The sequence below is a fragment of the Pseudomonas sp. B6002 genome, from assembly GCF_013385985.1.
Lineage (GTDB): Bacteria > Pseudomonadota > Gammaproteobacteria > Pseudomonadales > Pseudomonadaceae > Aquipseudomonas.
In genome coordinates this window covers 13885-36702 of record NZ_JACAOY010000015.1, presented here as the reverse complement: position 1 = coordinate 36702, position 22818 = coordinate 13885, and the positions used below count along the sequence as shown (strand labels likewise).

Below are 22818 nucleotides of genomic sequence, written 5' to 3'. Positions count from 1 at the left end.
TCAGCCGTCCCTTTCTAATGCGTAAGTGTCGAGGCTCAGCGTAGTTCAATAACCGGGAGTGCGTAGGCCCTTGAGTTGATTCAAATTGAGGTTCTGCGCGAAATTGTTCAAACCGTTGTTGCCCAGCACCACATTTAGCTGAGTCAGGTTGTTCACAAAGTTGCTGTTGCCCTGAATAACCGTGCCCTGCAGGACGTTGCCGCCACCAATCTGCTGGACCACGTTGCCCTGGTTATTGTTGGCCAGGATCGCCATTTGCAACCCGCCATTCTTGGCCGAAACGCTGACCTGGCCGGCGCCGCTTTGCCCGGTGATGGTCTGGCCGGCAACTAAAGCTTGGCCGGACTGCACGATGTTGGCCGGTGCCAGACCGTTCTGGGTCACATTGATGTCGACGCCATTGTTGGCGGTGTTGCCGTCGCCGGCCGCCCGCACGCTCTGGGTCACACCCTGGCCGCTGCCCAGGCCGGAGCCGCCGATGACGGTGCCTGTGCCCGTGTTGGGTGTGGAGCCGTTGCCGACGGTGCTGGTGGTGGTGACATAAAATTGCGGTGTGACGGTGGAGGAGTTGACCTGCATGCTGGCATTGGCGGTGATGCTGTCACCGGCAGCGTTGGTCCAGGTGCTGCTCATGACAATGCCAAAACTGATGATCCGCCCGGGCATTACGTAGCGCCCACGCAGGTCGGCCATTTCCGAATCCTTGAGTTCGATCGGCTTGAACGCCGATGACGCATAAGCGGGCATTGAGGCTGCCAGGCACATGACCGTCAGCCAACGGTAAGTGTTCATCGTCTGCTCCTGGAGCGTCCTGCCCCGTGTGGCGCTTTTAGAAAAAGTCGCTCTGGATGAAACCGAAGTCCTTCAATTCGCTGTCCCGCACTGGGGCGAATTCGTTCAACTTGTTCTTGGCGGTCAGCGGTGTGGGTGGGTCGAGCAGGGCGTTGGTCTTGTCGTAGCCTTGGCCCAGCACAGCGAACACGATGCCGTTCCAGCCTTTGACGAAGTCGTCCTTCGCGTACCGTTTGTGGCCCAGTACCGGGTCGCCGATGTACACCCAATCCTTATCGGCCCGCTGCATGACCACGAAGTGCTTGTAGCCGCGTATTTCCAGCAGCACCACAACGGGCACTTTCACCGTGAGCAACACTTCTGGAGTGATCCGGTAGCCCTTTGCACGCATGCCGATGCTTTCCAGGTAGCGCTTCATGTCGAGCATGGAGAAGCCCTGGGTACGCACCAGGTCCTGGTCGGCGTTGACCAGCATGCCTTTGATCACGTGGTCTTCATCCACGTCCATCCAATAGGCTTGGCGCAAAATGGTCGCGAGCGCGGCAGCACCACAGCTGAAATCGGTTTTCTGTTCCACCAGGTTGGCGAACTTGCGCTCGCGGATGCTCTCGACCTTTTTGTAGATCAGCCCACCACCGGGCATGACCACGGCCATTTGCCCTGCCCAGGTCGGGCCGGTGAGTGATAACAGGAGGAGGAAGGCAACGAGGCGCATGATCGTATGACCTGTTGGACACTGGAATGAAAAAGGGCCTTGTTGCCAAGGCCCTATCTGGATCAGAAGCGAGTGGTGGATTGCACGACTACGTTGTTCTGACCTTGGTTGTTGCTACCCGACAGTACGTTGGAGTTCGACACCCCGGAGCCGTAGTTCATCGAGTTGTTCACGCTGGCGTTGTTGACCACAGGTTTGGTGTTCCAGCCATGGCCGCTGCTCAGGTTGAGCACCAGGTTGCCGGACACGTCCTGCACGCCGTTGATGGTCGCAGCGCCGCCAGTGCCGTCTTTGTTAGCCTGTACAACGGTGCTGTTGCTGCCTTGGTTGGAGTTGCCGGCCGCGGCGTTCAACTGAATGATGCCCGAGGCGTTGTTGCCGCTGTCGTTGAGCGACGCGTTGTTTTTGGTGCCGCTGTTGAGCACGAAGTTGCCGGTGTTCGATTGTGCCGAGTTCACGGTAGCGAACACGAAATCAGCATCGGCGTTTTGCACGACTACGTCGTTTTTGCCTTGGTTGTTGGCACCGCTCAGCACGTTGCCGTTCGTTACACCACTGTCGTGGTCATACGAATCGTTGGCCGAAGCGTTGTTTTTGGTTTTGTCATTGATCACCACGTTGCCATGGTTGCTTTGACCATCATTGGAAGTCGCGCTGGCGCTGGTGGTTGGCGCAGGCTGTGGATGATGGGGTTGACCCGCTTGAGCAGCAACAGCCATGAGAGCAGCGAGAGCGAAAGCCAGTGGTTTGAGGGCCATTGTAGTTTTCATGGTGTATCTCCTTGCTTCTATTAGTTGGTTAAGTGTTGGTACGGTCTAGCTATCGACCCAGCTCCATCAGTTGAGTCGTAAATTCAGGGTGTTAGCCACTCGGTTCCCCACCCCGGCGCTCTGGTTGACCTGTACCACTCCACGGCTACCGGTGAAGGCCTGGTCGCTGGTAACGACCTGGCGGCTGCCAGTGGTAGAGGTCAATCCCGAGTCTGTTGCAAGCGCAACGTTCTGTTGCGACATGACACTGTCGTCGATGCTCTGCGGGCCAGCGTTGACGCTGATGCGCACGGCATTGATCATCTGGTTCTGGGCCCCGGCCGACTGATTGACGCTCAGTACGCCGTTGCCATTGCTGAAAGAGTTGCCCTGGATCGACGCCTTGGCGTTCAGGGACCGGTCGGCGGGTGCGCCGCTGATTTTCTGGGTGACGTTGATGTTTGCCTGGGCGTTGTGGCCCATGGTGATGGCGACGTTGTTGCTCAACTGTTGCTGGTCGCCTGCGGCCTGGTTGAGCGTGACGACGCCGCTGTATTGCTTGCCCGAGTTGTCGATGGTGGCGTTGTCATTGCTGTCGGCCATCGCCGATGAGCAGGCCAGCATCGCAAGCAGGATCAAGGAGTGATTCATGTCAGCGTCCCCCTACCATGCTGCCGAGGTTATTCAGAGGCTGCAGGCCCTGGGAGATCGCGCCGTTGACGGTTCCGGAGACGCTGCTGCCGCCACCGTGCCCGGCAGCCATGCTTGAACCCAGGCCAGTGCCATTGGCGGTAAGGGTGTTCAAACCCGAGAGGTTGCCGCCCGGCATGAGGGTACGGTTGATGCTGGCGCCGCTGCTGATCCCCGCGATGTCGCTATCGCTGAGCTCGCCGTTCATGGCGCGGAAGACTTGGGATGAAGGGTTGGCGTTGGCGGTAACGGGATTCGGGTCAACACCCGGAGAGCGGCCAGCCATGTGGCCTTGAACAGTGCGCTGAATAATGATCTCGCCATCCCCGGCAGCCAGCACCGGAATGCTCACGCTGGCACTCAGTGCACAGCTGATCAGCAGGAGGCTCAGTGAGCCTGGATTGTGAGTGTCCATGGCAGTGTTCCTTATTCTTCGCGCTGACCCTAAACAGCGCTGTCAGGGATAGAGCAGAACGCGTGCCGCTTTTTGTTTTCCTCATGTATTCAATGGGTTGTGGTCGGTCTATGAAAATTCCTTCGAGAGGCTGTTTCAGCCGTGAGACAGCCATTGTTGCGCCGGATATACGCAGGCACGCCGCGTTGCATTCGCCGGGCTGTATCAGCGATGGAACAGTGCGTATGACAAAACGATGAATCCGCTCAGGGCGGGCGGTTCAGGGGAGGAGGGTGTTTCAAAAATGGACACTGCAGGCGCGAGAGCGCCCAGGACGTGCAGGTGCGGCTCAGCCTTTCGGGGCTTTACGCGGGATTGAATTGAGTACGGGGTTGCCGTCCAGGTTCTGTGTCAGGTAGACCGGCAACACCTTGGGCAGGGAGGGGACGAGGTTGTTGACCTCATTAATGTTGTAGATGCCGCCGATGCGGATTGCACCGGTATTGGCGTCCGCCAGCATCACGGGTTTGTTCAAGTAGCGATTGATCAGCGGCAATGCGTCGGCCAGTGCCAGGTTGTCTAGCACCAGTTTGCCCTGGCGCCAGGCAAGTGCGGTGTCATTGGGGTTGAACGCGTTCACGCGAGGGGTGGCGTCGCCATGCTGGTAGCTGGCCTGCATCCCTGGGGTCAGCGGCACGCTGCCGTGCACGGTGTCGCTTGCGATCTGCACCGAGCCTTCGAGCAGCATCACCCGCACCTGGTCTTCATATTTCCAGACGTTGAACTGTGTGCCCGTCACCCGTACCTGGCCTTCGCCGGCCCGCACGATAAACGGGTGGCTGATGTCATGGGTGACTTTGAAAAATGCCTCGCCCTTTTTCAGCGTGACCCGGCGTTGGTCCTTGTAGTTGCTGTAGACCAGCTCCGTGCCGAGGTTCAATTCCACCTGGCTGCCATCTCCCAGGGTGACTTTGCGCAGGCCATTGGCCGCTTCGAAGTGTTCGTACGAGCTGGGTAACCAGCCTGCTTCCCAGCCGGTAAAGGCCGCAATAGGCAGGGCGGCGAGGCAGACGGCAGCCGCCACGGCATAGGTGCGCAGGCGGCTGCGAGGCTTGAACGGCACCACGGTCGGCGCGGGTTCAGTGCGCGGGAGGTGATCGGCGACGTCCCAGATCTCCAGCATGGCCGCGTATTCGAAGGCGTGCAGCGGATGAGCATCGTGCCATTGCTCAAAAGCCTGACGTTCGTCTGCGGTGCAATCACTGGCATGCAGGCGCATGCACCAATGCGCGGCGGCGTCGGTGATAGCGTCGTATTCGGCTTCTGAAAGGGACTTTTCGCTCATTAACTCATCCTGATTTCCCACATTCTAACCTCCCCGGGTGGACCACGAGAACAGCCATCATGGCGATTGCACATCAATTGGAACTTATTCTCGTTTGGAAACACCTAAAACATTCAGGACATGAGTCCGATATTCCCTTGATGGAGAACGAAGATGCTCAAGAAAACGTTAATCGCCCTGTGTGCCACTTCTGCCTTGCTGGGCGCCGGTTCAGCCCTGGCTGACAAGCCGGGCGCGGGCTGGATCACCATTGAAAAGGCCATCGAAGTCGCCAAGACCAAGGCCGGGTATGTCGAGGTCTACCAGGCCGAGGCTGACGACAACGGCTATTGGGAAGTCAAGGGGCGCAAGTCCGATGGCTCTGTGTACGAAGCACGCATTGACGGTGCGTCGGGCAATATCCTGCGCGACCAGAAAGATTGATACCCACCACCGGGGGCCGCTCAGGCCCCCGGATCCAATCTGCGGCCCAGGTGCGTGATCAGATACGTCACCGAATCTGCGTTGGCCAGAATGATGTCCAGCCGCCGATCTGGATCACTCATGAACGTTTGCCGGGCATCGTCCAGCGTCCTCGTGCCCGTGAGATGCAGCACTTTATTGCGCAGTTTGGTCGAGCCGACGCTGCCGAAGTCCTCCCAACGCTTTGCCAAGTCATCCCAGCTTTTGAATAGCATGGTTGCCGGTGTCAATACAGACAGCGCGGTGCTTTGCAAATTGGACAGGGCCGTGTATTTACGCAGGCCGTCAGCGGTTCCACGATTGATGATATCGAGAAAGGGACGCATCGTGTCCATATACGCGATGTCTTCAGTATCGGAGACCAAGTGACTCATCTCGTGAATCAACGTCGCTGCACGGGCATGGTCGTCAAGGTCGAACGGCACCATGAGATGCGGTTGATAGGTGCTCATTCGTGTATTGAAAAAGTGTTCCAGCAAGTAGATTTTTCGATCCGCGTCTTCAGGAATCACAAAAGCATAGGTTTGGGTGGGCGACCACCGGGCGGAGCCAGTGACAAATCGGGGTGAGTTGAGGCTGATCAAATCTTGCTGGGTCAGCCCATTGAAGATTTCTGCGACGCGCGTTTGAATCTTGAGCAACTGGCCCGGGGTAATGTTGAGTATGCCGAACATCTCCGTCAAGAAACGTCCGCATGGGGAGTTGGGATCGCTTTGCAGTGCAAATAGCGCCAGATTGCGTGCGCATCTGAATGTGTAGAAAACCGCAACATTGAGTGCCCCATCAATGCAGGCCGCTCTGGCGGGGGCCGCCGACCGGATTGCTGGCATTCCTACCGCTTCAATATTGATCGAATCACGCTCGGTTCTGCGGGTAATGGTACGGTTTCTGACGCGCGACAGTGCAGGACCGAAGCGCGGCTCCCGCTCGGATAGATCAAGCACCCATTGGCCCTGCGAGTTGCGTTCGAGGTAGGGCCCCAGTGCCTGGGCAAGGCTTACTCGCCAACGTTCACCCACCCTTCGGACCGGGTACACCCGTCCGGCTACCGGCGCGTACGTCCGGTTCCGGGTCGGGTCGGTGAACAGGTGGTTGGCGGAGCTTTCCTGCAGATCCGCGAGGGACGCGCCGACATCTTCAAAGCGGCGCATCCGCGTGCGTGTAGGGTCGGTGATATCCAGGCCTTCGATGGTCATGGCGGGCGCTGGTGAGTCTGCTGGCAGATCGGTGGGAGGTGAGGGCGTGACAATCGTCATCAATGCATCAAGCTCCTTGCGCAGGGAGGCCAGTGTCGCTACGCCCTGGATGAAAGTGCGCAGTCCCTCCCCGAAATGCTGTTCTTGCAGCGCCTCGGCCGAGGCTTTGAACAGTTTGTAGCTGCGCCAGACCACCAGTGGGTATTCGAGCTTGCCCGCAATGAAGTGCAGCGCCATGGGAATGCCTTTGCGCAACAGGCTGGTGATTCCGTCCCATTGATCCTTGCCGTCGCGGGTGAATTGGCAGGCGAGCATCTTGAGCAGTTGGGCGACGTTATCACTGAATAGCCGCAGTAAAATATTGTGCCTGATCGGATTCGACGCCAGGCGGGCGTCGCTTTTGCCCTGACGGGTTGGTTGTTTGAGCAGGTTGCGCCATATCGCTTGGTCGGGATCGCCCAGTTGCAGGATGATCCAATCCTGAAGGGCACCGGCTCGATTAATCTCACTGAGCAGTTCGTCTTCGTTGGCGTATTCGGTGAGCACACGCAGTGGCGCATACGGCGCATAGAGCACAAGCGGGCCAGTTGCCGGCGCCCGGGGACCGATGACGTAGACACAAGGCACCGTCACCGGTAGCGCCCCGGCAGTCGCGATCATTTGCAGAGGGCGAATCATTGCAGTGGCGCCGCTGACTTTATCCCGCGCCACAGCATCCGGCATGTCAAAGATTTGCTGAATAACGCCCCAGGCCGAGGGGCTGATGCGTTCTTCAAGTTTTTCCTCATGGGCGTGGCGCAACAGTTGCCATGGCAGTTGCCGGCAAAACAGGTCACGTCGCTTGCGGGCATCGTCGGTGTCGGCGCTGAGGTGGGTGGTGAGCAGTTCGCGATAGGTTTTGGCAATGTCCAGTTGGCGTACCAACTGCACCACCGCCATGCCGTCCAGGCTCGCTGGCAGCGGCGTGAGCCCCAGGGCGCTGGGGGTGAGGTTGTCGGGCAGCAGGTCGGGGAGGTGGCGCAAGGCAAAATCGGTCAGGGTTTGAGTATGGCCGTCGAGCGCCACGCGTGCAGGTATCAAGATCGCTTCAGGGTCCAGCGCGGCATCCGGATAACGTGCCTTAAGCAGGTTCGTCAAGGCACTGGCGACGTGCTCGCGCAGGGGGGGCAACCCATGCAGGTAATCCTGATTGTCCGGCGCACTGAGCCGGTATTGCTCAAGCAGTTCGGCGTGGAGCAATTGCTCTTCGGCGGACGCCATGCCCAGCCACACCGGCAGCGTCTGCTGGTGAACGATCGCTTCTGCGATTGCACGGGCGCGCGGCAGATTCGACGGTGCCAGCCGTTGCATTTCATCATCCAGACGGTCTTGCAGCCGTGTGGGCTTCAATGGCATGGCAAGCCAATAGTCGAGCGTATCCAGGTGGTAGTCCAGGTAGCTCTGCTGGCGGTTGTTCAGGAAGTGTTCGTCAATGCGCTGCAAGGGACCGAGGCGATAGACCTGATGGGGCGCGCGAAGACTGATGGGCAGGTTCTGCAGCAGGTATCGATCAGGCAATGCCAGGCGCTGTTGAAGTGCCTGACGCAAAACCTTCAGTGAGGCAAAGGGCTCGTGGCCCTGTTGCGGAGTCCAGAGGACGACTTCACCTGAAAGGTTAGGGTCGGTGCCACCGCGCTGTGTCAACACGAAACAGTTGGCCAGGGCGCGGGGTGTTTCGTCATCGCCGAGGGTCAGTGTCAAGCTATAGGCATCGGGCAGGAAGCCTTCAAGCCCATGACGCTTGTCGCGGGTCATGCTGTCTGGGCGCAGGACCGTATCGAGTATGGCGTGATGGTGGGGGCTCAACGTCTTGTTGAGCAGACGCAATTGAGCCTCGCTGCGTAGCCCCTGCATCAAGGCCGCGCTCATGTCGGCGCGATGGCTTTCCAGGAACGCGCGCGGCAGTGCGCGTAAGTCCTGCTCAACAAAAAGTGGCATGGCCCGCTCTATGATCTGATTGAAGCCAAGGCTGTCCAGGTTATTCCAGCGCGTGGCTGTCCCGGCACGGCGAGCGTTGTACAGGCCAGTGCGTGGTGAGCCGTCGATAGGTGTTGCTGCGTTTGCTAAACGTTCTACAAGGTAATCGACCATGTTTCGTGAAGACAAAGGGTCCCGATCCTCTTGTTGTTGCGCCTCAGTGGCGTAGGTATTGGCAAACACATCCGTGGGGTCCAGGTCCAGCAAACGCAGGTTCAACTCCTGCTTCAGGGCATGCGCGGCCAGGCTGCGCAACGTGGGGTGCTTCTGCCGTTGTGCCTTCAAGGCTGCTTCCGCTGCACGCAGCGCGACCAGATGTTGTTTGGCGCGCTCTGCCTGTACCGTCGAGGGACGGCCATTGCCGCTGCTGGCCGGGTGCAGGCTCCACCGCCCTCCGGCTTCCAGTGCCAGCAGCCGACTGTCGAGCATGTGGCGCAGGTCCAGTGCGCAGTCGAGCAGCGCAGCCAGGTCGGCTTCGCCATCGCTGCGGCGAAACAGCGCGAGTGCGTGCTCCACGTTGCTCGATTGCTTGCGCGCAATGTCTTGGACCATTCCGGCGAAAACGCTGCCCCCCACGGGCAGTCCGCTGACTTGCACCCCATCCATTGCCAGGTACAGGCTGCGCTCGTCCAGGGACAGGAAGTTCAACAGTTCGTCCTGATGGCCGGCCGCCTTGAGCATGCTCAGCAGGACATCTTTCAGGTCCTCAAGGTCCTTCAAGACTTGCAGCCCGCGGGATTGGGTATAGAGGTAGGCATGCTGGCCGCTGATCAACAGCGTCGCGGCCAGTTCCACATAATGTTGATAGGGCGCATGGAGGCTGATCTTTTCGATATTCAAGGTCGCATGCCAGTCGCGGCGTGATGCCTTGTCGGGGAGGAAAACCGCGCGCAGTCGATGCGCTTCTTCGGATGAAAGAATCCCGTTTTGGTGCTTGAACAGCAGGTCGGCGCGAAATTTGTCACTCATCAGTTGAGCAAACAGATCCATGCGCGATTGATCGCCGTCAACAGTTTCATTCCACCACGTCTGCAACCGGCTGCTCAACAGAGAGGACAGCACGCCAGCGGTGTGTTCCACAACGCGCTCCCAGCGTTCGAAATCCTGTTTGAGCCTTTCCTCTGTCATGGCGCTTCTATCGTGCCTGGGGTGGGTGAAGGTGCGCGTACGGTTGGGCGGCCACTCCGGTTTCAGGTAGTACTGCAACAGGGTTTCACTGAGGGGCGACGAGGCTAACCATCGGTCAACAGCGTTATCTACTGCTGAAACCAGGAACGTGTTTACCAACGTATAGCGTTGATCGAGGGTGGGAAAATAAGAGCGCGCCATGATGTTCAACAGCGTGTCGAGCATTGAGGTGAGGCTCGGCGTCGTGCGTAATTCATCCAGGGCACGTTGCACGTTCTGCTGCTGGCTTGCCTCAATCGCCTGTTCCTGCTCCACAAACACAATGCCTTCAACCGGTGCAGTGGTCAGGGCGAATAAGCTGTCGAAAGCAAAAGCCTGACGCTCTTTTATGGATAAAAAGCTAATTAAATCAATATGTAGCGTTTTGTTTCTAAGGCGTTCTCTGATGGCAGCAAGGGCCACAGCGCGGTTGTCGAATACTTCGATTCCTCCATAGGGGCTGTACAGCAGGGCCTTTCTTGCATCAGGAGTCGGGCTCATCATGAAGACGCCAGCCAGCGTTGTTGCAGGTTCTCCGGACCTCTCGATCACCAGCGATTCGACGATCATCGGAAACTCACACGCTTGGCGCCCGGCATCGGTTGCGGTGTAGACCGTCATCAGCCAGTCGAGATCGTTCAACGTCAAGCCCAGCGCGCGTTCCCGTTCTGAAGGGTGTTTGCGACGGATCGGGCGCAGGAATTCATCAAAAAAATACGGTGGAGTGAGCTGTACCATCAACCTTTCTCTGTGGCATTCGGGGCGGGCCAGCAGGCTAGGGCGGTGCTGTTGCCTAATGGGGCTACATATTTGCCGTAAACGCCATTGACAGTAGCCGCAGGCGGCGTTGTTTAATCACAGGTCTGGATTTCACGCTGTATGCCCCCTCCAATCATAAAATCGGAGCTTCAGATGTCTGCCCAGCCCACGGTTGTTGACAGTTCCAGTGCCACCATCGGTTTCTCCAAGCTGGTGGCCTTGCTCCACGCCATCTTTGTCCGTCACGGCACTTCACCTGAAGTGGCCGCCATCCTCGCGCACAATTGCGCCAGCGCCGAACGGGATGGCGCCCACAGCCACGGTATTTTTCGTATTCCCGGTTACCTCAGCACCCTGGCCAGTGGCTGGGTGAATGGCAAGGCAGTGCCTGTGGTCACCGACGTGGCTTCCGGTTTTGTACGAGTGGACGCCGGCAACGGTTTCGCCCAGCCGGCCCTGGAGGCCGCTCGCAGCTTGTTGGTAGAGAAAGCCCGCAGTGCCGGGATCGCCTTGCTGGCCATCCACAACTCCCATCACTTTGCCGCGTTATGGCCGGATGTCGAGCCGTTTGCCGAGCAAGGCCTGGTGGCCCTGAGCGTGGTCAACAGCATGACCTGCGTGGTGCCCCACGGGGCGGACCGCCCGCTGTTTGGCACCAACCCTATTGCCTTCGCTGCACCGCGTGCCGATGGCCTGCCCATCGTGTTCGACCTGGCCACCAGCGCCATCGCCCACGGTGATGTGCAGATCGCTGCCCGCAAGGGCGAGCGCCTGCCACCGGGCATGGGCGTGGACAGCCTGGGCCAGCCCACCCAGGACCCAAAGGCCGTGCTGGAAGGCGGCGCACTGTTGCCGTTTGGCGGGCACAAGGGTTCGGCGCTGTCGATGATGGTCGAGCTGTTGGCAGCGGCGCTGACGGGCGGCAATTTCTCCTTCGAATTCAACTGGGCCGATCACCCGGGCGCCCGCACGCCGTGGACCGGCCAACTGCTCATTCTGATCGACCCGAGCAAGACCGCCGGGCAAAGCTTCGCCGAGCGCAGCCAGGAACTGGTGCGGCAGATGCATGCGGCGGGGTTGCGGCGCTTGCCGGGAGATCGACGTCATCGCACACGGGCGCGGTCGGACCAGCAGGGTATCGAGATTGACGCAGAGGAATTGGCGCGGCTGCGCGTGCTGGCCGAGCAATAAAACAGGCTGCGCCGTATCCGGCGCAGCCTTCATGTATCAGTTACGGCGGCCCAGCAGCAGGCCGACCACCAGGCCGAAACCTGCGGAAATCGCCACGGTCTGCCACGGGTGGCCACCGATGTAGGTTTCGGTGGCGTCTACCACGGGCTTGCTGCGCTCGCGCACATTGGACACTGAGTCCAGGGCTTGCTTGAGCTTGATGGCGACCTGCTCGCGCAGGGTTTCACCTTCTTCGCCTACCAGGGATGCGCTGCTTTTGAGCAGCTTGTCCGATTCTTCGATCAGCGCGGTCAGTTCGCTGAAGGCTTGGTCCTTGATTTGGTCTTCGACGGCTTGGGCAGCGGTTTTGCGGGCCATTGTGTGACTCCTTGCGAGTGAATGTGACAGTGAACAATGGAGTGCCGGGCAGCGGCAAAAGTTGCAGTTTTTTTGCGCCTGCCAACGACTGGGCAAAAATCCGAATCAGGAAATTTCGACCTACAGTGTAAGATGTCGTCTATTTGTGCAGCAGGTAATTCAACATGAGCTTCAATCTGGCCAACAAGACCCTCGCCGAACGCGCCGAGCTGGAAGATGAAAAGTCCCGCCTCTACGACCTGTGGCAAACCAACCTGGGCAAGGCCAAGGGCGAAGCGGCACGGTTGTTCGGCGAGCGCGCCAAGCGCAAGGGCAAGTGGGCCGAGTGGGTCCGCGCCGAGCTGGACGGTATGTCGCCGCCCGAGTTCTCCAACATGGTGCGCAGTGAGGTCAACAAGTTGATGGCGGCGGCTAAATAAAGCTCGCCACAATCGCTTCACGCACCTTCAGCAGCATCGGGTCCAGTTGCGCCTGGGTCCGCCAGCCCAACTCCACCGGGTAGCGCGGCAACGCCAACGGGCAGGGCAGCACATGCAGGCCGGTCATGGCGGCAATGGCCTGCGCCGCGTGCCCGGGAATGGTCGCCACCGCCTGGCTGCCCTTGAGCAAAAACGGCAGCGCCGCGAAGTGGCTGGTGGAGGCACATACTTGGCGACTCAACCCCTGTGCCGCCAAACCCTCGTCGGTAATCCCGATAAACCCACCGGATGACACCAGCACGTGTTCACGGGCGACGAACTCGTCCAGGCTGATGCTGGTTTGGTCTGAATCCACCAGGCAGCGGTAATCACCTTCTCCCAACACTTGCCGACTGAGTCGACCGTGGGCAAAGCCGCCTGCCGTGATCGCCAGGTCCAGGGTGCGGTCGAGCAGGGCACCGGCGACGATCTGGCTGTGGGTCTGGCGGAAGATCACCCGCAGTTTCGGCGCGCGCCGGGCGATTGCTTCCATCAGGCGCCGGCCGTAGGCAATCTCGAAATCATCCGACAGCCCCAGCACCACGGAGCGACCCTGATAGTGCTGGTTATCCGGGTTGACCATCGCCAGGCTTTGCCGACAGCGCTCCAGCGCCTCGCTGATCACCGGTTTCAACTGATTGGCACGCAATGTCGGCGCCAGGCCGCGCCCGGTGCGCACGAACAATGGGTCGCCATACACTTCGCGCAAACGCCGCAACCCCGCACTGATGGCCGACTGCGTCACACCCAGGCGCACGGCGGCGCGGCTGGCGCTGGACTCGTCATGCAGGGCTTCAAAAGTTTTCAGCAGGTTGAGGTCAACCTGGGCGATATTCATTTGGTTCATATCATTCAGCACTGAGGTGGGCTTTATTCATGATCATGGCTGGCCGGAGAATGGGCAACCCCCCTGACTCTGGAGTGATCGTAATGCCTGTTTCTACTGTAGCGGCCCTGCAAATCGGATCCTTGCCGGGCGGCAAGGGCGAGACCCTGGCGCAAATCCTTGGCTACGAGGACGCAATCATCCGCAGCGGCGCGCAACTGGTGGTGATGCCCGAGGCGCTGCTGGGCGGCTATCCCAAAGGTGAAGCCTTCGGCACTCAATTGGGCTACCGCCTGCCGGAAGGTCGCGAAGCCTTTGCCCGCTACTTTGCCAATGCCATCGATGTGCCCGGCGCCGAGACCGACGCCTTGGCTGGCTTGTCGGCGCGCACGGGCGCAAGCCTGGTAGTGGGTGTGATCGAGCGCAGTGGCAACACCCTGTATTGCACGGTGCTGTATTTCGAGCCTACGGGCGGGTGGGTGGCCAAGCACCGCAAGTTGATGCCCACCGGCACCGAGCGGTTGATCTGGGGCAAGGGCGACGGCTCGACCCTGCCAGTGATCGACGCGGCGGTGGGGCGTATCGGCGGTGCCGTGTGCTGGGAAAACATGATGCCGCTGCTGCGCACGGCCATGTACGCCAAAGGCGTGGACATCTGGTGCGCACCCACCGTGGATGAGCGTGAAATGTGGCAAGTGAGCATGCGCCATGTGGCCCATGAAGGCCGCTGCTTTGTGGTGAGCGCCTGCCAGGTACAGGCCTCGCCGGCGGCATTGGGGGGGGAGGTGGCCAACTGGCCGTCAGACCGTCCCTTGATCGCCGGAGGCAGCGTGATTGTCGGGCCCATGGGTGACATCCTGGCCGGGCCATTGGTGGGAGAAGCAGGGCTGTTGACGGCGCAGATCGACACCGATGACTTGGTGCGGGCGCGGTATGACTATGACGTCGTGGGGCACTATGCGCGGCCGGATGTGTTCGAATTGAGCGTGGATGAGCGCGCCAAACCGGGCGTTCGCTTCACCACCGGTTAAACCTGTAGGAGCCGGCTTGCCGGCGATAGCGGTCTATCAGTCACTCAATTTATTGGCAGGGAGGCCGCCATCGCCGGCAAGCCGGCTCCTACAGGGTGGGTGTCGATTTTTGGAAATTCAGCCATTCTTCGCGGGTTATTTCCCAGATTTCCCGGGGAAAGGTGCCTTCGACAAAGTGACCTTCTACCGTCTTGACCAAGCGCATGCCGCCCCGCTCGGAGATCCGCCGCGATCCCTGGTTGGGCGCTGCCTTGGGCGCGCGCAATACCGGGCGTTCGAGCACGTTGAACCAGTAGTCGGTGACCACCGCGCAGGCCTCGGTCATCAACCCTTGGCCGTGCCATGGCTGGCCGAGCCAAAAGCCACGGTTGTCGTCTTCGGTATCGAACAGGCTGATGTTGCCGACCAACGTGTCAGGTGAGTCCTTCAGGAAGATCGACCAGCACCATTCCTCGCCCCGCGCCATGCCGGGCAAGGCCACGTTCTCCAGGAAGCTGCGTGCACCATCGGCCGGGTAAGGCCAGGGCACCTCGTCGTTGAGGTAACGCACCACTTCCCAATGGGGGAATATCTGCTGGATCGCGTCGGCATGGTCCAGGGTCAGTGGGCGCAGGATCAGGCGTTCGGTATAGAGCGTCGGTTGCATGGCGATCACCACGTGGCCGTGTTGGGCAGGTCAAGCGTGCCACGGTCGACAAAACGCATGGTGCCAAACAGCCCACCCGCCAGTTTGCCGCGCAGCACGTAGGGCAGGTTGTTCAGGCTCTGAGTCTGGCTAAGGCCAAGGGTCTGGCGCAATACGGAGAATGCGGAAACGCTCACCGGCACCATCAGCACTGTCTCGGAGAAACGTGGGATGGAGCCGCTTTGGTCACTCACCCCCGAAGCCAACGGCCGGCCATTGACGTCCAGGTCCAGGGCCACGCCGTTGTAGTCGATCGCCGTTTCATTGGGGTTTTGCACCCGCAACTTCACGGCGAAACGCACTTCCAGGTCCTGGCTTTGCAGGGGTTCAATGCCGACCACGGTGATATTCACCGGGTCGCGGTTGGGGAACAGGGCGCAGGCGCTCAAGGTCAGCAGTAACAGCGATAGAACCATGAGCTTGCGCATTAACAGTGCTCCCTATTTCGTGACGTCCGGGTCCTGCATCACCTTGAGGGTAGAGGACTCCGGATCAAATTCATCTTCTTCCAGTTCTATGAACTCTTCCGGCAGGAAAATGTTCAGCAGGATTGCACAGAACGCGCCCACGGTAATCGGCGATTCGAAAATGTTGTGCAACGCCTTGGGCAGGTCGCGCAGCACTTCCGGTACAGCGGCGACGCCCAGGCCCATGCCGAGGGAGATTGCCACGATCAGCACATTGCGTCGATGCAGCCCGGCTTCGGCGAGGATCTTGATACCGGCCACGGCCACGGTGCCGAACATGATCAAGGTGGCGCCGCCCAGCACCGGCTTGGGCATCAGTTGCAGCACCGCGCCGATCATCGGGAACAGCCCCAGCAGCACCAGCAGGCCGGCGATGAAGTACGCCACGTAGCGGCTGGCCACGCCAGTCAATTGGATCACCCCGTTGTTCTGGGCGAAGGTCACCATCGGCAGGCTGTTGAAGGTCGCGGCCATCGCCGAGTTCAGGCCGTCGGCCAGCAGGCCCGACTTGATGCGCTTGATGTACAGCGGGCCCTTGACCGGCTGTTGAGAAATCATCGAATTGGCGGTCAGGTCGCCGGCCGCTTCCAGCGGGGAAATCAGGAAGATCACCGCCACCGGGATAAACGCTACCCAGTCGAACGAGAACCCATATTTGAACGGCACCGGCACGCTGATCAGCGGCACATGGGGCAGGGCGGCCATGTCGACGCGGCCCATCCACCAGGCCACCACAAAACCCAGGGTCAGGCCGATCACGATCGAGCCCAGGCGCAAGAAGGGGTTGCTGAAGCGGTTGAGCACCACGATGGTCAGCAGCACCAGCGCGGCCAGGCCCATGTTGCCGGCGGCACCCAGGTCGCTGGCGCCAAAACCACCGGCCATGTCGGTGACCGCGACTTTGATCAGCGACAGGCCCATCAAGGTGATGATGGTGCCGGTCACCACCGGGGTGATCAGTTTGCGCAGCTTGCCGATGAACTGGCTGAGCACCACTTCAATAAAGGCGGCAAAAAAGCAGATGCCGAAAATGGTCGACAGGATCTCGTCGGTGCCACCACCCCGGGCCTTGACCATAAAGCCCGCGCTGAGGATCACGCTGATAAACGAAAAGCTGGTGCCTTGCAGGCACAACAGCCCCGAGCCCACCGGGCCGAACTTGCGCGCTTGCACAAAGGTGCCCAGCCCCGACACGAACAACGCCATGCTCACCAGGTACGGCACTTCGCTTTCCAGGCCCAGCACGCCGCCCACGATCAGGGTCGGGGTGATGATGCCGACGAAACTCGCCAGCACGTGTTGCAGCGCGGCAAAGATCGCCGCGGTGAAGTGCGGGCGGTCTTCCAGGCCGTAGATCAGGTCGGATTTATAGCGGGGGCGGGGGGCTTGAGCGTCAGACAAAATACGGGCTCGGGTCAGAAAATGGAGGCGAAGAATGCCAGAAACTGCCGGTCGTCAGAAGTGTGTAAAAATATTTCGAAACATCCTGCACTAAATCGGCCCACCTGCCGATAGCGTGGATAGGCCCACCAAACCTATTACAACAGTGGTGCCCAAAGGTCAGAGCGGCGCGTTGACGCCCACTGATCGTGTCGCGGCAGGGACGCTCGCCAACACTACTTCTCGAGAGCACCCCTATGTCCCTTCGTAATCTGAATATTGCCCCACGCGCTTTTCTCGGTTTTGCGTTCATTGCGTTGCTTGTCGCTTTTCTCGGGATGTTCGCGGTCAACCGCATGACACAAATTCGCCAAGCCTCGTTGGACATGGGGACCAACCAGTTACCCAGCGTGAAATACCTCGGCAACATGACCGAGAACGTACTGCGTTTGCGCATTCTCTCGTTCCGTATCTTGATCAACCGCGAACCGGCTTCCCTGGAAGAGGCCAAGACCCGTGTTGGCGTGCTGGTGGACAAGGTCAAGCAAGCTCAAAGCGCCTACGCGGTAATGCCGGCCGGCGCGGAAGAGGCGGCACTCTACAAGACCTTCGCCGCCACCCTCGACAGCTACTTCACAGCTCAGTCCGAAATGATGTCGCTGTCCCAGCAGAACAAAGTTGAAGAAATGCGCACCCTCATCAACACCCGTATCAAGGACGGCACCGACTTGATGGGTGAACAACTGAACAAGCTGATCGCCATCAACAGTGCCGATGCCGATCGAGCCGGGCGCGAAGCCGAGGGCAGTTTCCAGCAAGCGGTCACCGGGATCATCATCGTGGCCGTGGTCGCCGCCTTGATGACGGTGCTGCTGGCCTGGCTGCTCACCCGCAGTATCGTCACTCCGCTGCAAAAAGCGGTGAGCGCTGCCGAGTCGATTGCCGGTGGCAACTTGAGCAAACTGATCGAAGTCGATGGCAAGGACGAACCCGCTCGCCTGCTGGGCGCCCTGGCGTCGATGCAAGCCAACCTGCGCCAGACCATCCAGCACATCGCTGGTTCGGCCACCCAGTTGGCGTCCGCTGCGGAAGAGTTGAGCGCAGTCACCGAGGAAGCCTCCAAAGGCTTGCAGCAGCAGAACAATGAAATCGACCAGGCTGCTACGGCGGTCAACGAAATGACCGCCGCTGTAGAGGAGGTCGCGCGCAACGCCGTCTCCACGTCCGAAGCCTCTGGCCAGTCCAACCAGGCTGCCCGCGAAGGCCGCGACCGCGTGGTGGAAACCGTCGGTGCGATCCAGACCATGACCCAGGACGTGCAAAATACCGCCGCCATGATCGAAGGCCTGGCCACTCAAGGCCGTGACATCGGCAAAGTGCTCGACGTGATCCGCGCGATTGCCGAGCAGACCAACCTGCTGGCGCTCAACGCCGCCATCGAAGCGGCGCGTGCCGGTGAAGCGGGGCGCGGTTTTGCGGTAGTGGCCGATGAAGTGCGGGCCCTGGCCCATCGCACGGCGCAGTCGACCCAGGAGATCGAGAAGATGGTCGCCGGCATCCAGAACGGCACTGGCGAAGCCGTGCAATCGATGCAGCAGAGCAACCAGCGCACCCAGACCACCCTGGAAATGGCCCGCGCCGCCGGTGTGGCCCTGGAGCAGATTACCCAGTCCATCAGCCTGATCAACGAACGCAACCTGGTGATTGCCAGCGCGTCTGAAGAGCAAGCGCAAGTGTCCCGTGAAGTGGACCGCAACCTGGTCAACATCCGCGACCTGGCGACCCAGTCGGCGGCGGGCGCCAACCAGACCAGCGCGGCCAGCCATGAGCTGTCGCGCCTGGCGGTGGACCTGAACGCGATGGTGGCGCGCTTCGTGATCTAACATCCAGCACACAACCCATGTGGGAGCTGGCTTGCCTGCGATAGCGGTGGTTCAGTCGGTGATGCATTGACTGACAGATTGTTATCGCAGGCAAGCCAGCTCCCACAGTTTTTCAGTGGTGCATCAGGGGTTATTGCTTCCAGGCGACTGCATTGACCAGGTTCTTCGGTCGCTCGCCGGCCAACGCCTGCAACAGATTATCCACCGCACACTTGGCCATCGCCTCCCGCGTCTCATGCGTGGCCGAGCCGATGTGCGGCGTCGCCACCACGTTGTTCAAGCGCAACAACGGCGAGTCGTGACTCAACGGCTCACGCTCAAACACATCCAACCCCGCCGCCCGAATCGTGCGCTGCTGCAAGGCTTCTACCAGCGCCGCCTCATCCACCACCTTGCCTCGCGAGATGTTGATGAAGATCGTCTCCGAGCCCATCAGCGCAAACTCCTCGGCGCCGATCAGCTTCTCTGTTTCGGCGGTCAATGGCAGCGTCAGGCACACAAAGTCGGCCTGTTGCAGCAAGTCGTTCAAGCTGCGGTACTGCGCGCCAAAACGCGCCTCCACTGCGGGCTTGGGCGTATGGCTGTGATAGATCACTGGCATGCCAAAGCCAAAGTGCCCGCGCTGGGCCAGGGCTTCGCCGATACGGCCCATGCCGATGATGCCCAGGGTCTTGCCGTGTACATCGGTGCCGAAATGCGCCGGGCCGATGTTCTTGTTCCATTGGCCGGCGCGCACCATGTCGGCCAGTTCCACCACGCGGCGGGCGGTGGCCAGGATCAGCGCAAAGCCGGTGTCGGCAGTGGTTTCGGTGAGCACGTCCGGGGTGTTGCTGAGCAGGATCCCGCGCCCGTTCAGGTAGTCGATGTCGTAGTTGTCGACCCCCACCGAAACGCTGGCGACGGCTTCCAGCTGCGGCGCCAGGTCCAGCAGGTTGGCGTCCAGGCGCAGGCTGGCGCCGAGCAAGCCATGGGCGCCGGGTAGGGCGTCGCGCAGCTTGGCCAGGCCGGTGTCGTCGAGGGCTTCGATCAGGGTGACATCGGCCTGTTCATGCAGGCGGGCCATCAACGGCGCGGAGAGTTTCTTGTACAACACGACAGACTTTTTCATGCGGTCTTTACCTTCAATTCCAGGTGGGGCGCCGGCGTGCGGTCGCTGGCGCCGGGCTTGAGAAAAATCGTCAGTACCACCGACAGCAGCAACGCGCCGCTCATCAGCAGGTACGAGGCGCCGGGCGAGCCGGTGCTGCTATTGAGGTAGCCCACCAGGTAGGAGCCGCCAAAGGAGCCCAGGGCGCCCATGCTGTTGATCAGCGCCATGGCGCCGCCGGCCACGTTAGCCGGCAGGATCTCCGGGACGATGGCAAAAAACGGCCCGTAGGGCGCATACATGCAGGCCCCGGCGATCACCAGCAGCGTGTAGGACCACCAGAAATGCTCGGCCCCCAGCACGTAGGAGGCGTAGAACGCGACCGAGGCGATCAGCAACGGCGGCCACACGAAGCGTTTGCGCTTTTGCAGTTTGTCCGAGCCCCACGACACCGCGAGCATGCCAATCACCGCCGCCAGGTAAGGCAACGCCGACAGCCAGCCGGCCTCGACCATGTCCATCTGCAAGCCGGCCTTGAGGATCGACGGCAGCCACAGCACAAAGCCGTACACGCCGATGCTCCAGCAAAAGAACTGCAACGCCAGGATGATCACCTTGGGCGAGCGGAACGCTTCGGCGTAATTCTTCACGGCCTTGATGCCGACCTGCTCGGCGGCCAGGGCACTGTCCAGGTCGCGTTTTTCAGCGTCGCTCAGCCATTTGGCGTCCTTGGGTTTTTCATCGGCCAGACGCCACCAGATAAACGCCCAGATTACTGCCGGCAGGCCTTCGATGATGAACATCCAGCGCCAGCTGAAATGCTGCACCAGGTAACCCGACACCACCGACATCCACAGCATGGTCACCGGGTTGCCGAGGATCAGGAAGGTGTTGGCCCGTGAGCGTTCGGCCCGGGTGAACCAGTGGCACAGGTACACCAGCATTGCCGGCATTACGGCGGCTTCGACCACGCCGAGCATGAAGCGTATGGCGATCAGCATGTAGGCGTTGGACACCACGCCGGTCAGCGTGGCCAGGCCGCCCCAAAGGATCAGGCTGACGAAGATGAGTTTTTTCACACTGCGCTTTTGCGCGTAGATCGCCCCCGGCACCTGGAAGAAAAAGTAGCCAAGGAAGAACAGCGCCCCCAGCAACGACGACATGCCGGGGGTGATCATCAGGTCTTCGGCCATTCCGGAGGCAGCGGCAAAGCCATAGTTGGCACGGTCCAGGTAGGCCAGGCTGTAGGTGATAAAAACGATGGGCATGATGTACCACCAGCGGCGGGTGGCGAGTTTCAGCGTATCCATGGTGTGGCTCCTGAGCTTGTTGTAGTTGTGGCAACAGGGAGTGGGTTATGCAACGGATCGAACGGGCAGCTCTGAACGGGTGGGCAAGCCTTCCATGTCGCCACGGCTCTGCACGGCACGGCTGCCGATCCAGTTGCCGCGTTGGATGGCCTCGGGGAAGCTGAGGTTTTCCAGGAGTGCGCTGATCATGCCGACGGCAAAACCGTCGCCCGCGCCCACCGTGTCCACGACTTTTTCCACCGGCACGGCGGCGACAAAGCCCTGGTCCATCTGCGTGCGGTAGTAGGCGCCGTCCGGCCCCAGCTTGATGGCCACCGCTTCGGCGCCCTGGTCGAGGTAGAAGGCGGCGATGTCGGCGGGGTCGTCGAAGCCGGTGAGCAAACGGCCTTCGCCCAAGCCCGGCAGCACCCAGTCGGCCAGAACGGCAAGGGCGTTGATCTCGCGGATCATCATTTGCTGGTTGGCCCACAGCGACGGGCGCAGGTTCGGGTCGAACGACACGCTGCGGCCAGCCTTGCGCATTTGCGTCATCAGCTCGCGGGACAGTTCACGGGTTGCGTCGGACAAGGCCGGCGGGATGCCGGTGGCGTGCAGGTGGCGAGCCTCAAGCAGCGCCGGGCTGATGTTCGCGACGGACAAGTGGCTGGCTGCCGAGCCTTTGCGAAAATACTCCACCTGCGGGTCGGCCCCCGCGTCTTCGCGGGACTTGAGCTGGAAACCGGTGGGGTGTTGCGGGTCCACCGCGACGTGCTGGCAATCCAGGCCTTCCTGGCGCAGCGTGTCGACCACGAAGCGGCCCAGGGAATCGTCGCCCACCCGGCTCAGCCAGGCGACGTTGAAACCCAGGCGCGACAGGCCGATGGCGACGTTGCTGTCGGCCCCGGCAATGCGCTTGTGAAACTGCGCCACTTGGGCCAGGTCGCCGGTCTGCTCGGCGACAAACATCGCCATGGTTTCACCAAACGACAGGATATCGATCTCAGACATGGGCGTTCTCCGCACGGGGCTGGCCAAGCAGGGTGAGGGCGGCGACCTGTTGCGCGGTGACGTCGATCAGGTCATCGCCTTGCAACGGGAATTCCACGGCCCGGGTAATACCTTGAGTCATGTGCTTGAGCAGTTGTTCCCACACATGCAGGTCGGTGGCGCCAGGCGGTAGGGCCACCAGCTTGCCGTCCGGGCGACGGGCCACGGCCTTGCAGTGCAGGTAATCCACATGCCGGCCCAGCAGGCGAGCGGCGGTGAGGGCCGATTGGTCCTGCCACTGCCAGTTGCCGATGTCGAAGGTCATCTTCACCGGCAGGCCGAGGCGTTCGACTTCGCTGAAAAAACGTTGCAAAGGTTCGATGCGTCCGCCGTGCAGGGTCTGGTCGTTTTCCACCAGCAGCTTGACCGGGTGACGGTCGAGCAGGGCGTGCAGGCTTTCGAGGTCGTTGGTGTCGGTGAAGTAGCCCAGGGACACCTTGAGCCAGCGCGAACCGAAGGCTTGGGCGCGATCCAGGGTGGCGACCAACGCCGCGTTCGGCTGGGCACGTCCGGCGACCCAGAGTTCCAGCGGTGAAGAAAAGACGGACTCCAACTGATGTTGCGCCGCCGCCTGGGCCAGTTCGGCGGGCTGTTCATGGGTCAACAGCTCTTCACGCCACTCGATGCGCCGGGCGCCTGCGGCCGCGAGCAACTCGACAAAACGCAATTGGCCCTGCTGGCGCACGAGGTCGGCGCCGTAGCTGGAGAGGCTGATGGAAACGGGGTATTTATGCATTGTTGTTGACCTCTGAAACCGGTTTCATTTTTTCACACAATTCAAACCGCGTAGGAGCCGGCTTGCCGGCGATGGCGTCCTTGCTACACCGCAAGG

General features: G+C 60.7%; 21 protein-coding genes. 5 read left to right on the top strand and 16 right to left on the bottom strand.

Annotated elements, in window-relative coordinates; translation table 11 throughout:
• Positions 1-45 precede the first annotated feature (45 nt).
• The 6 genes from HX792_RS20250 to HX792_RS20225 all read right to left on the bottom strand — a co-directional run bounded on the left by HX792_RS20250 (position 46) and on the right by HX792_RS20225 (position 4685).
• Positions 46-792 carry a hypothetical protein gene (locus tag HX792_RS20250; protein ID WP_176997763.1) on the bottom strand — a complete coding sequence of 249 codons (747 nt, stop codon included), beginning with the start codon at positions 790-792 and terminating at the stop codon, positions 46-48.
• A 37-nt stretch (positions 793-829) separates the two neighbouring features.
• Positions 830-1507 (bottom strand): C39 family peptidase, encoded by a 678-nt coding sequence (locus HX792_RS20245; RefSeq protein WP_176997762.1) that lies wholly within the window; start codon positions 1505-1507, stop codon positions 830-832.
• 62 nt (positions 1508-1569) lie between these two features.
• Positions 1570-2277 carry a heme utilization protein gene (locus HX792_RS20240; protein ID WP_176997761.1) on the bottom strand — a complete coding sequence of 236 codons (708 nt, stop codon included), beginning with the start codon at positions 2275-2277 and terminating at the stop codon, positions 1570-1572.
• A gap of 66 nt (positions 2278-2343) precedes the next feature.
• Positions 2344-2907 (bottom strand): adhesin, encoded by a 564-nt coding sequence (locus tag HX792_RS20235; protein ID WP_176997760.1) that lies wholly within the window; start codon positions 2905-2907, stop codon positions 2344-2346.
• Between the two features lies 1 nt (position 2908).
• Entirely contained in the window at positions 2909-3361 is a 453-nt protein-coding gene (locus HX792_RS20230) for a hypothetical protein (RefSeq protein WP_176997759.1), read from the bottom strand.
• Between the two features lie 328 nt (positions 3362-3689).
• The gene (locus tag HX792_RS20225; protein WP_176997758.1) at positions 3690-4685 is read right to left on the bottom strand and encodes a FecR family protein; all 996 of its coding nucleotides are present in this window, start codon (positions 4683-4685) and stop codon (positions 3690-3692) included.
• A 153-nt stretch (positions 4686-4838) separates the two neighbouring features.
• On the opposite strand from HX792_RS20225, the gene HX792_RS20220 reads away from it, so the two are divergent.
• The gene (locus HX792_RS20220) at positions 4839-5108 is read left to right on the top strand and encodes a PepSY domain-containing protein (protein WP_176997757.1); all 270 of its coding nucleotides are present in this window, start codon (positions 4839-4841) and stop codon (positions 5106-5108) included.
• 20 nt (positions 5109-5128) lie between these two features.
• Here the strand turns inward: HX792_RS20220 and HX792_RS20215 are convergent, their stop codons facing one another.
• The gene (locus tag HX792_RS20215; RefSeq protein WP_176997756.1) at positions 5129-10264 is read right to left on the bottom strand and encodes a dermonecrotic toxin domain-containing protein; all 5136 of its coding nucleotides are present in this window, start codon (positions 10262-10264) and stop codon (positions 5129-5131) included.
• Between the two features lie 174 nt (positions 10265-10438).
• On the opposite strand from HX792_RS20215, the gene HX792_RS20210 reads away from it, so the two are divergent.
• Positions 10439-11476 carry an Ldh family oxidoreductase gene (locus tag HX792_RS20210; RefSeq protein WP_176997755.1) on the top strand — a complete coding sequence of 346 codons (1038 nt, stop codon included), beginning with the start codon at positions 10439-10441 and terminating at the stop codon, positions 11474-11476.
• A gap of 36 nt (positions 11477-11512) precedes the next feature.
• Here the strand turns inward: HX792_RS20210 and HX792_RS20205 are convergent, their stop codons facing one another.
• Positions 11513-11833, bottom strand: coding sequence for a YqjD family protein (locus HX792_RS20205; protein WP_016979401.1), 321 nt, complete (start codon positions 11831-11833; stop codon positions 11513-11515).
• Between the two features lie 164 nt (positions 11834-11997).
• Here HX792_RS20205 and HX792_RS20200 point away from each other — a divergent pair, with 164 nt between their 5' ends.
• Positions 11998-12252 carry a hypothetical protein gene (locus HX792_RS20200; RefSeq protein ID WP_003190904.1) on the top strand — a complete coding sequence of 85 codons (255 nt, stop codon included), beginning with the start codon at positions 11998-12000 and terminating at the stop codon, positions 12250-12252.
• On the opposite strand, the gene HX792_RS20195 is transcribed toward HX792_RS20200, so the two are convergent.
• The gene (locus tag HX792_RS20195) at positions 12245-13129 is read right to left on the bottom strand and encodes a LysR family transcriptional regulator (RefSeq protein ID WP_176997754.1); all 885 of its coding nucleotides are present in this window, start codon (positions 13127-13129) and stop codon (positions 12245-12247) included. The genes HX792_RS20200 and HX792_RS20195 overlap by 8 nt on opposite strands.
• Positions 13130-13221: 92 nt before the next feature.
• On the opposite strand from HX792_RS20195, the gene HX792_RS20190 reads away from it, so the two are divergent.
• The gene (locus tag HX792_RS20190; RefSeq protein ID WP_176997753.1) at positions 13222-14148 is read left to right on the top strand and encodes a carbon-nitrogen hydrolase family protein; all 927 of its coding nucleotides are present in this window, start codon (positions 13222-13224) and stop codon (positions 14146-14148) included.
• Between the two features lie 88 nt (positions 14149-14236).
• On the opposite strand, the gene HX792_RS20185 is transcribed toward HX792_RS20190, so the two are convergent.
• Genes HX792_RS20185 through HX792_RS20175 form a run of 3 tightly spaced genes read right to left on the bottom strand, consistent with a single transcriptional unit; the run spans position 14237 to position 16701 of the window.
• Positions 14237-14794, bottom strand: coding sequence for a GNAT family N-acetyltransferase (locus HX792_RS20185; RefSeq protein ID WP_176997752.1), 558 nt, complete (start codon positions 14792-14794; stop codon positions 14237-14239).
• 5 nt (positions 14795-14799) lie between these two features.
• A complete protein-coding gene (locus tag HX792_RS20180; RefSeq protein WP_176997751.1) occupies positions 14800-15261 on the bottom strand; it encodes an LEA type 2 family protein in 462 nt (153 codons plus the stop codon).
• Positions 15262-15273: 12 nt separating this feature from the next.
• Positions 15274-16701: a nucleobase:cation symporter-2 family protein gene (locus tag HX792_RS20175; RefSeq protein WP_176997750.1), complete on the bottom strand. Its 1428-nt coding sequence runs from the start codon at positions 16699-16701 to the stop codon at positions 15274-15276.
• Positions 16702-16937: 236 nt separating this feature from the next.
• On the opposite strand from HX792_RS20175, the gene HX792_RS20170 reads away from it, so the two are divergent.
• Positions 16938-18563, top strand: a complete 1626-nt coding sequence (locus tag HX792_RS20170; RefSeq protein WP_176997749.1) for a methyl-accepting chemotaxis protein — start codon at positions 16938-16940, stop codon at positions 18561-18563.
• Positions 18564-18693: 130 nt separating this feature from the next.
• Here HX792_RS20170 and HX792_RS20165 read toward each other — a convergent pair whose 3' ends face one another.
• From HX792_RS20165 to HX792_RS20150, 4 genes are read right to left on the bottom strand one after another with little or no spacing between them, the layout of a single operon-like run.
• Positions 18694-19671: a D-glycerate dehydrogenase gene (locus tag HX792_RS20165; protein ID WP_176997748.1), complete on the bottom strand. Its 978-nt coding sequence runs from the start codon at positions 19669-19671 to the stop codon at positions 18694-18696.
• Entirely contained in the window at positions 19668-20960 is a 1293-nt protein-coding gene (locus HX792_RS20160) for an MFS transporter (RefSeq protein ID WP_176997747.1), read from the bottom strand. Before HX792_RS20160 ends, HX792_RS20165 begins: the two co-directional genes overlap by 4 nt.
• A 45-nt stretch (positions 20961-21005) precedes the next feature.
• Entirely contained in the window at positions 21006-21947 is a 942-nt protein-coding gene (locus tag HX792_RS20155; RefSeq protein WP_176997746.1) for a sugar kinase, read from the bottom strand.
• A complete protein-coding gene (locus HX792_RS20150; protein WP_176997745.1) occupies positions 21940-22722 on the bottom strand; it encodes a sugar phosphate isomerase/epimerase in 783 nt (260 codons plus the stop codon). Before HX792_RS20150 ends, HX792_RS20155 begins: the two co-directional genes overlap by 8 nt.
• Between the last annotated feature and the right edge of the window lie 96 nt (positions 22723-22818).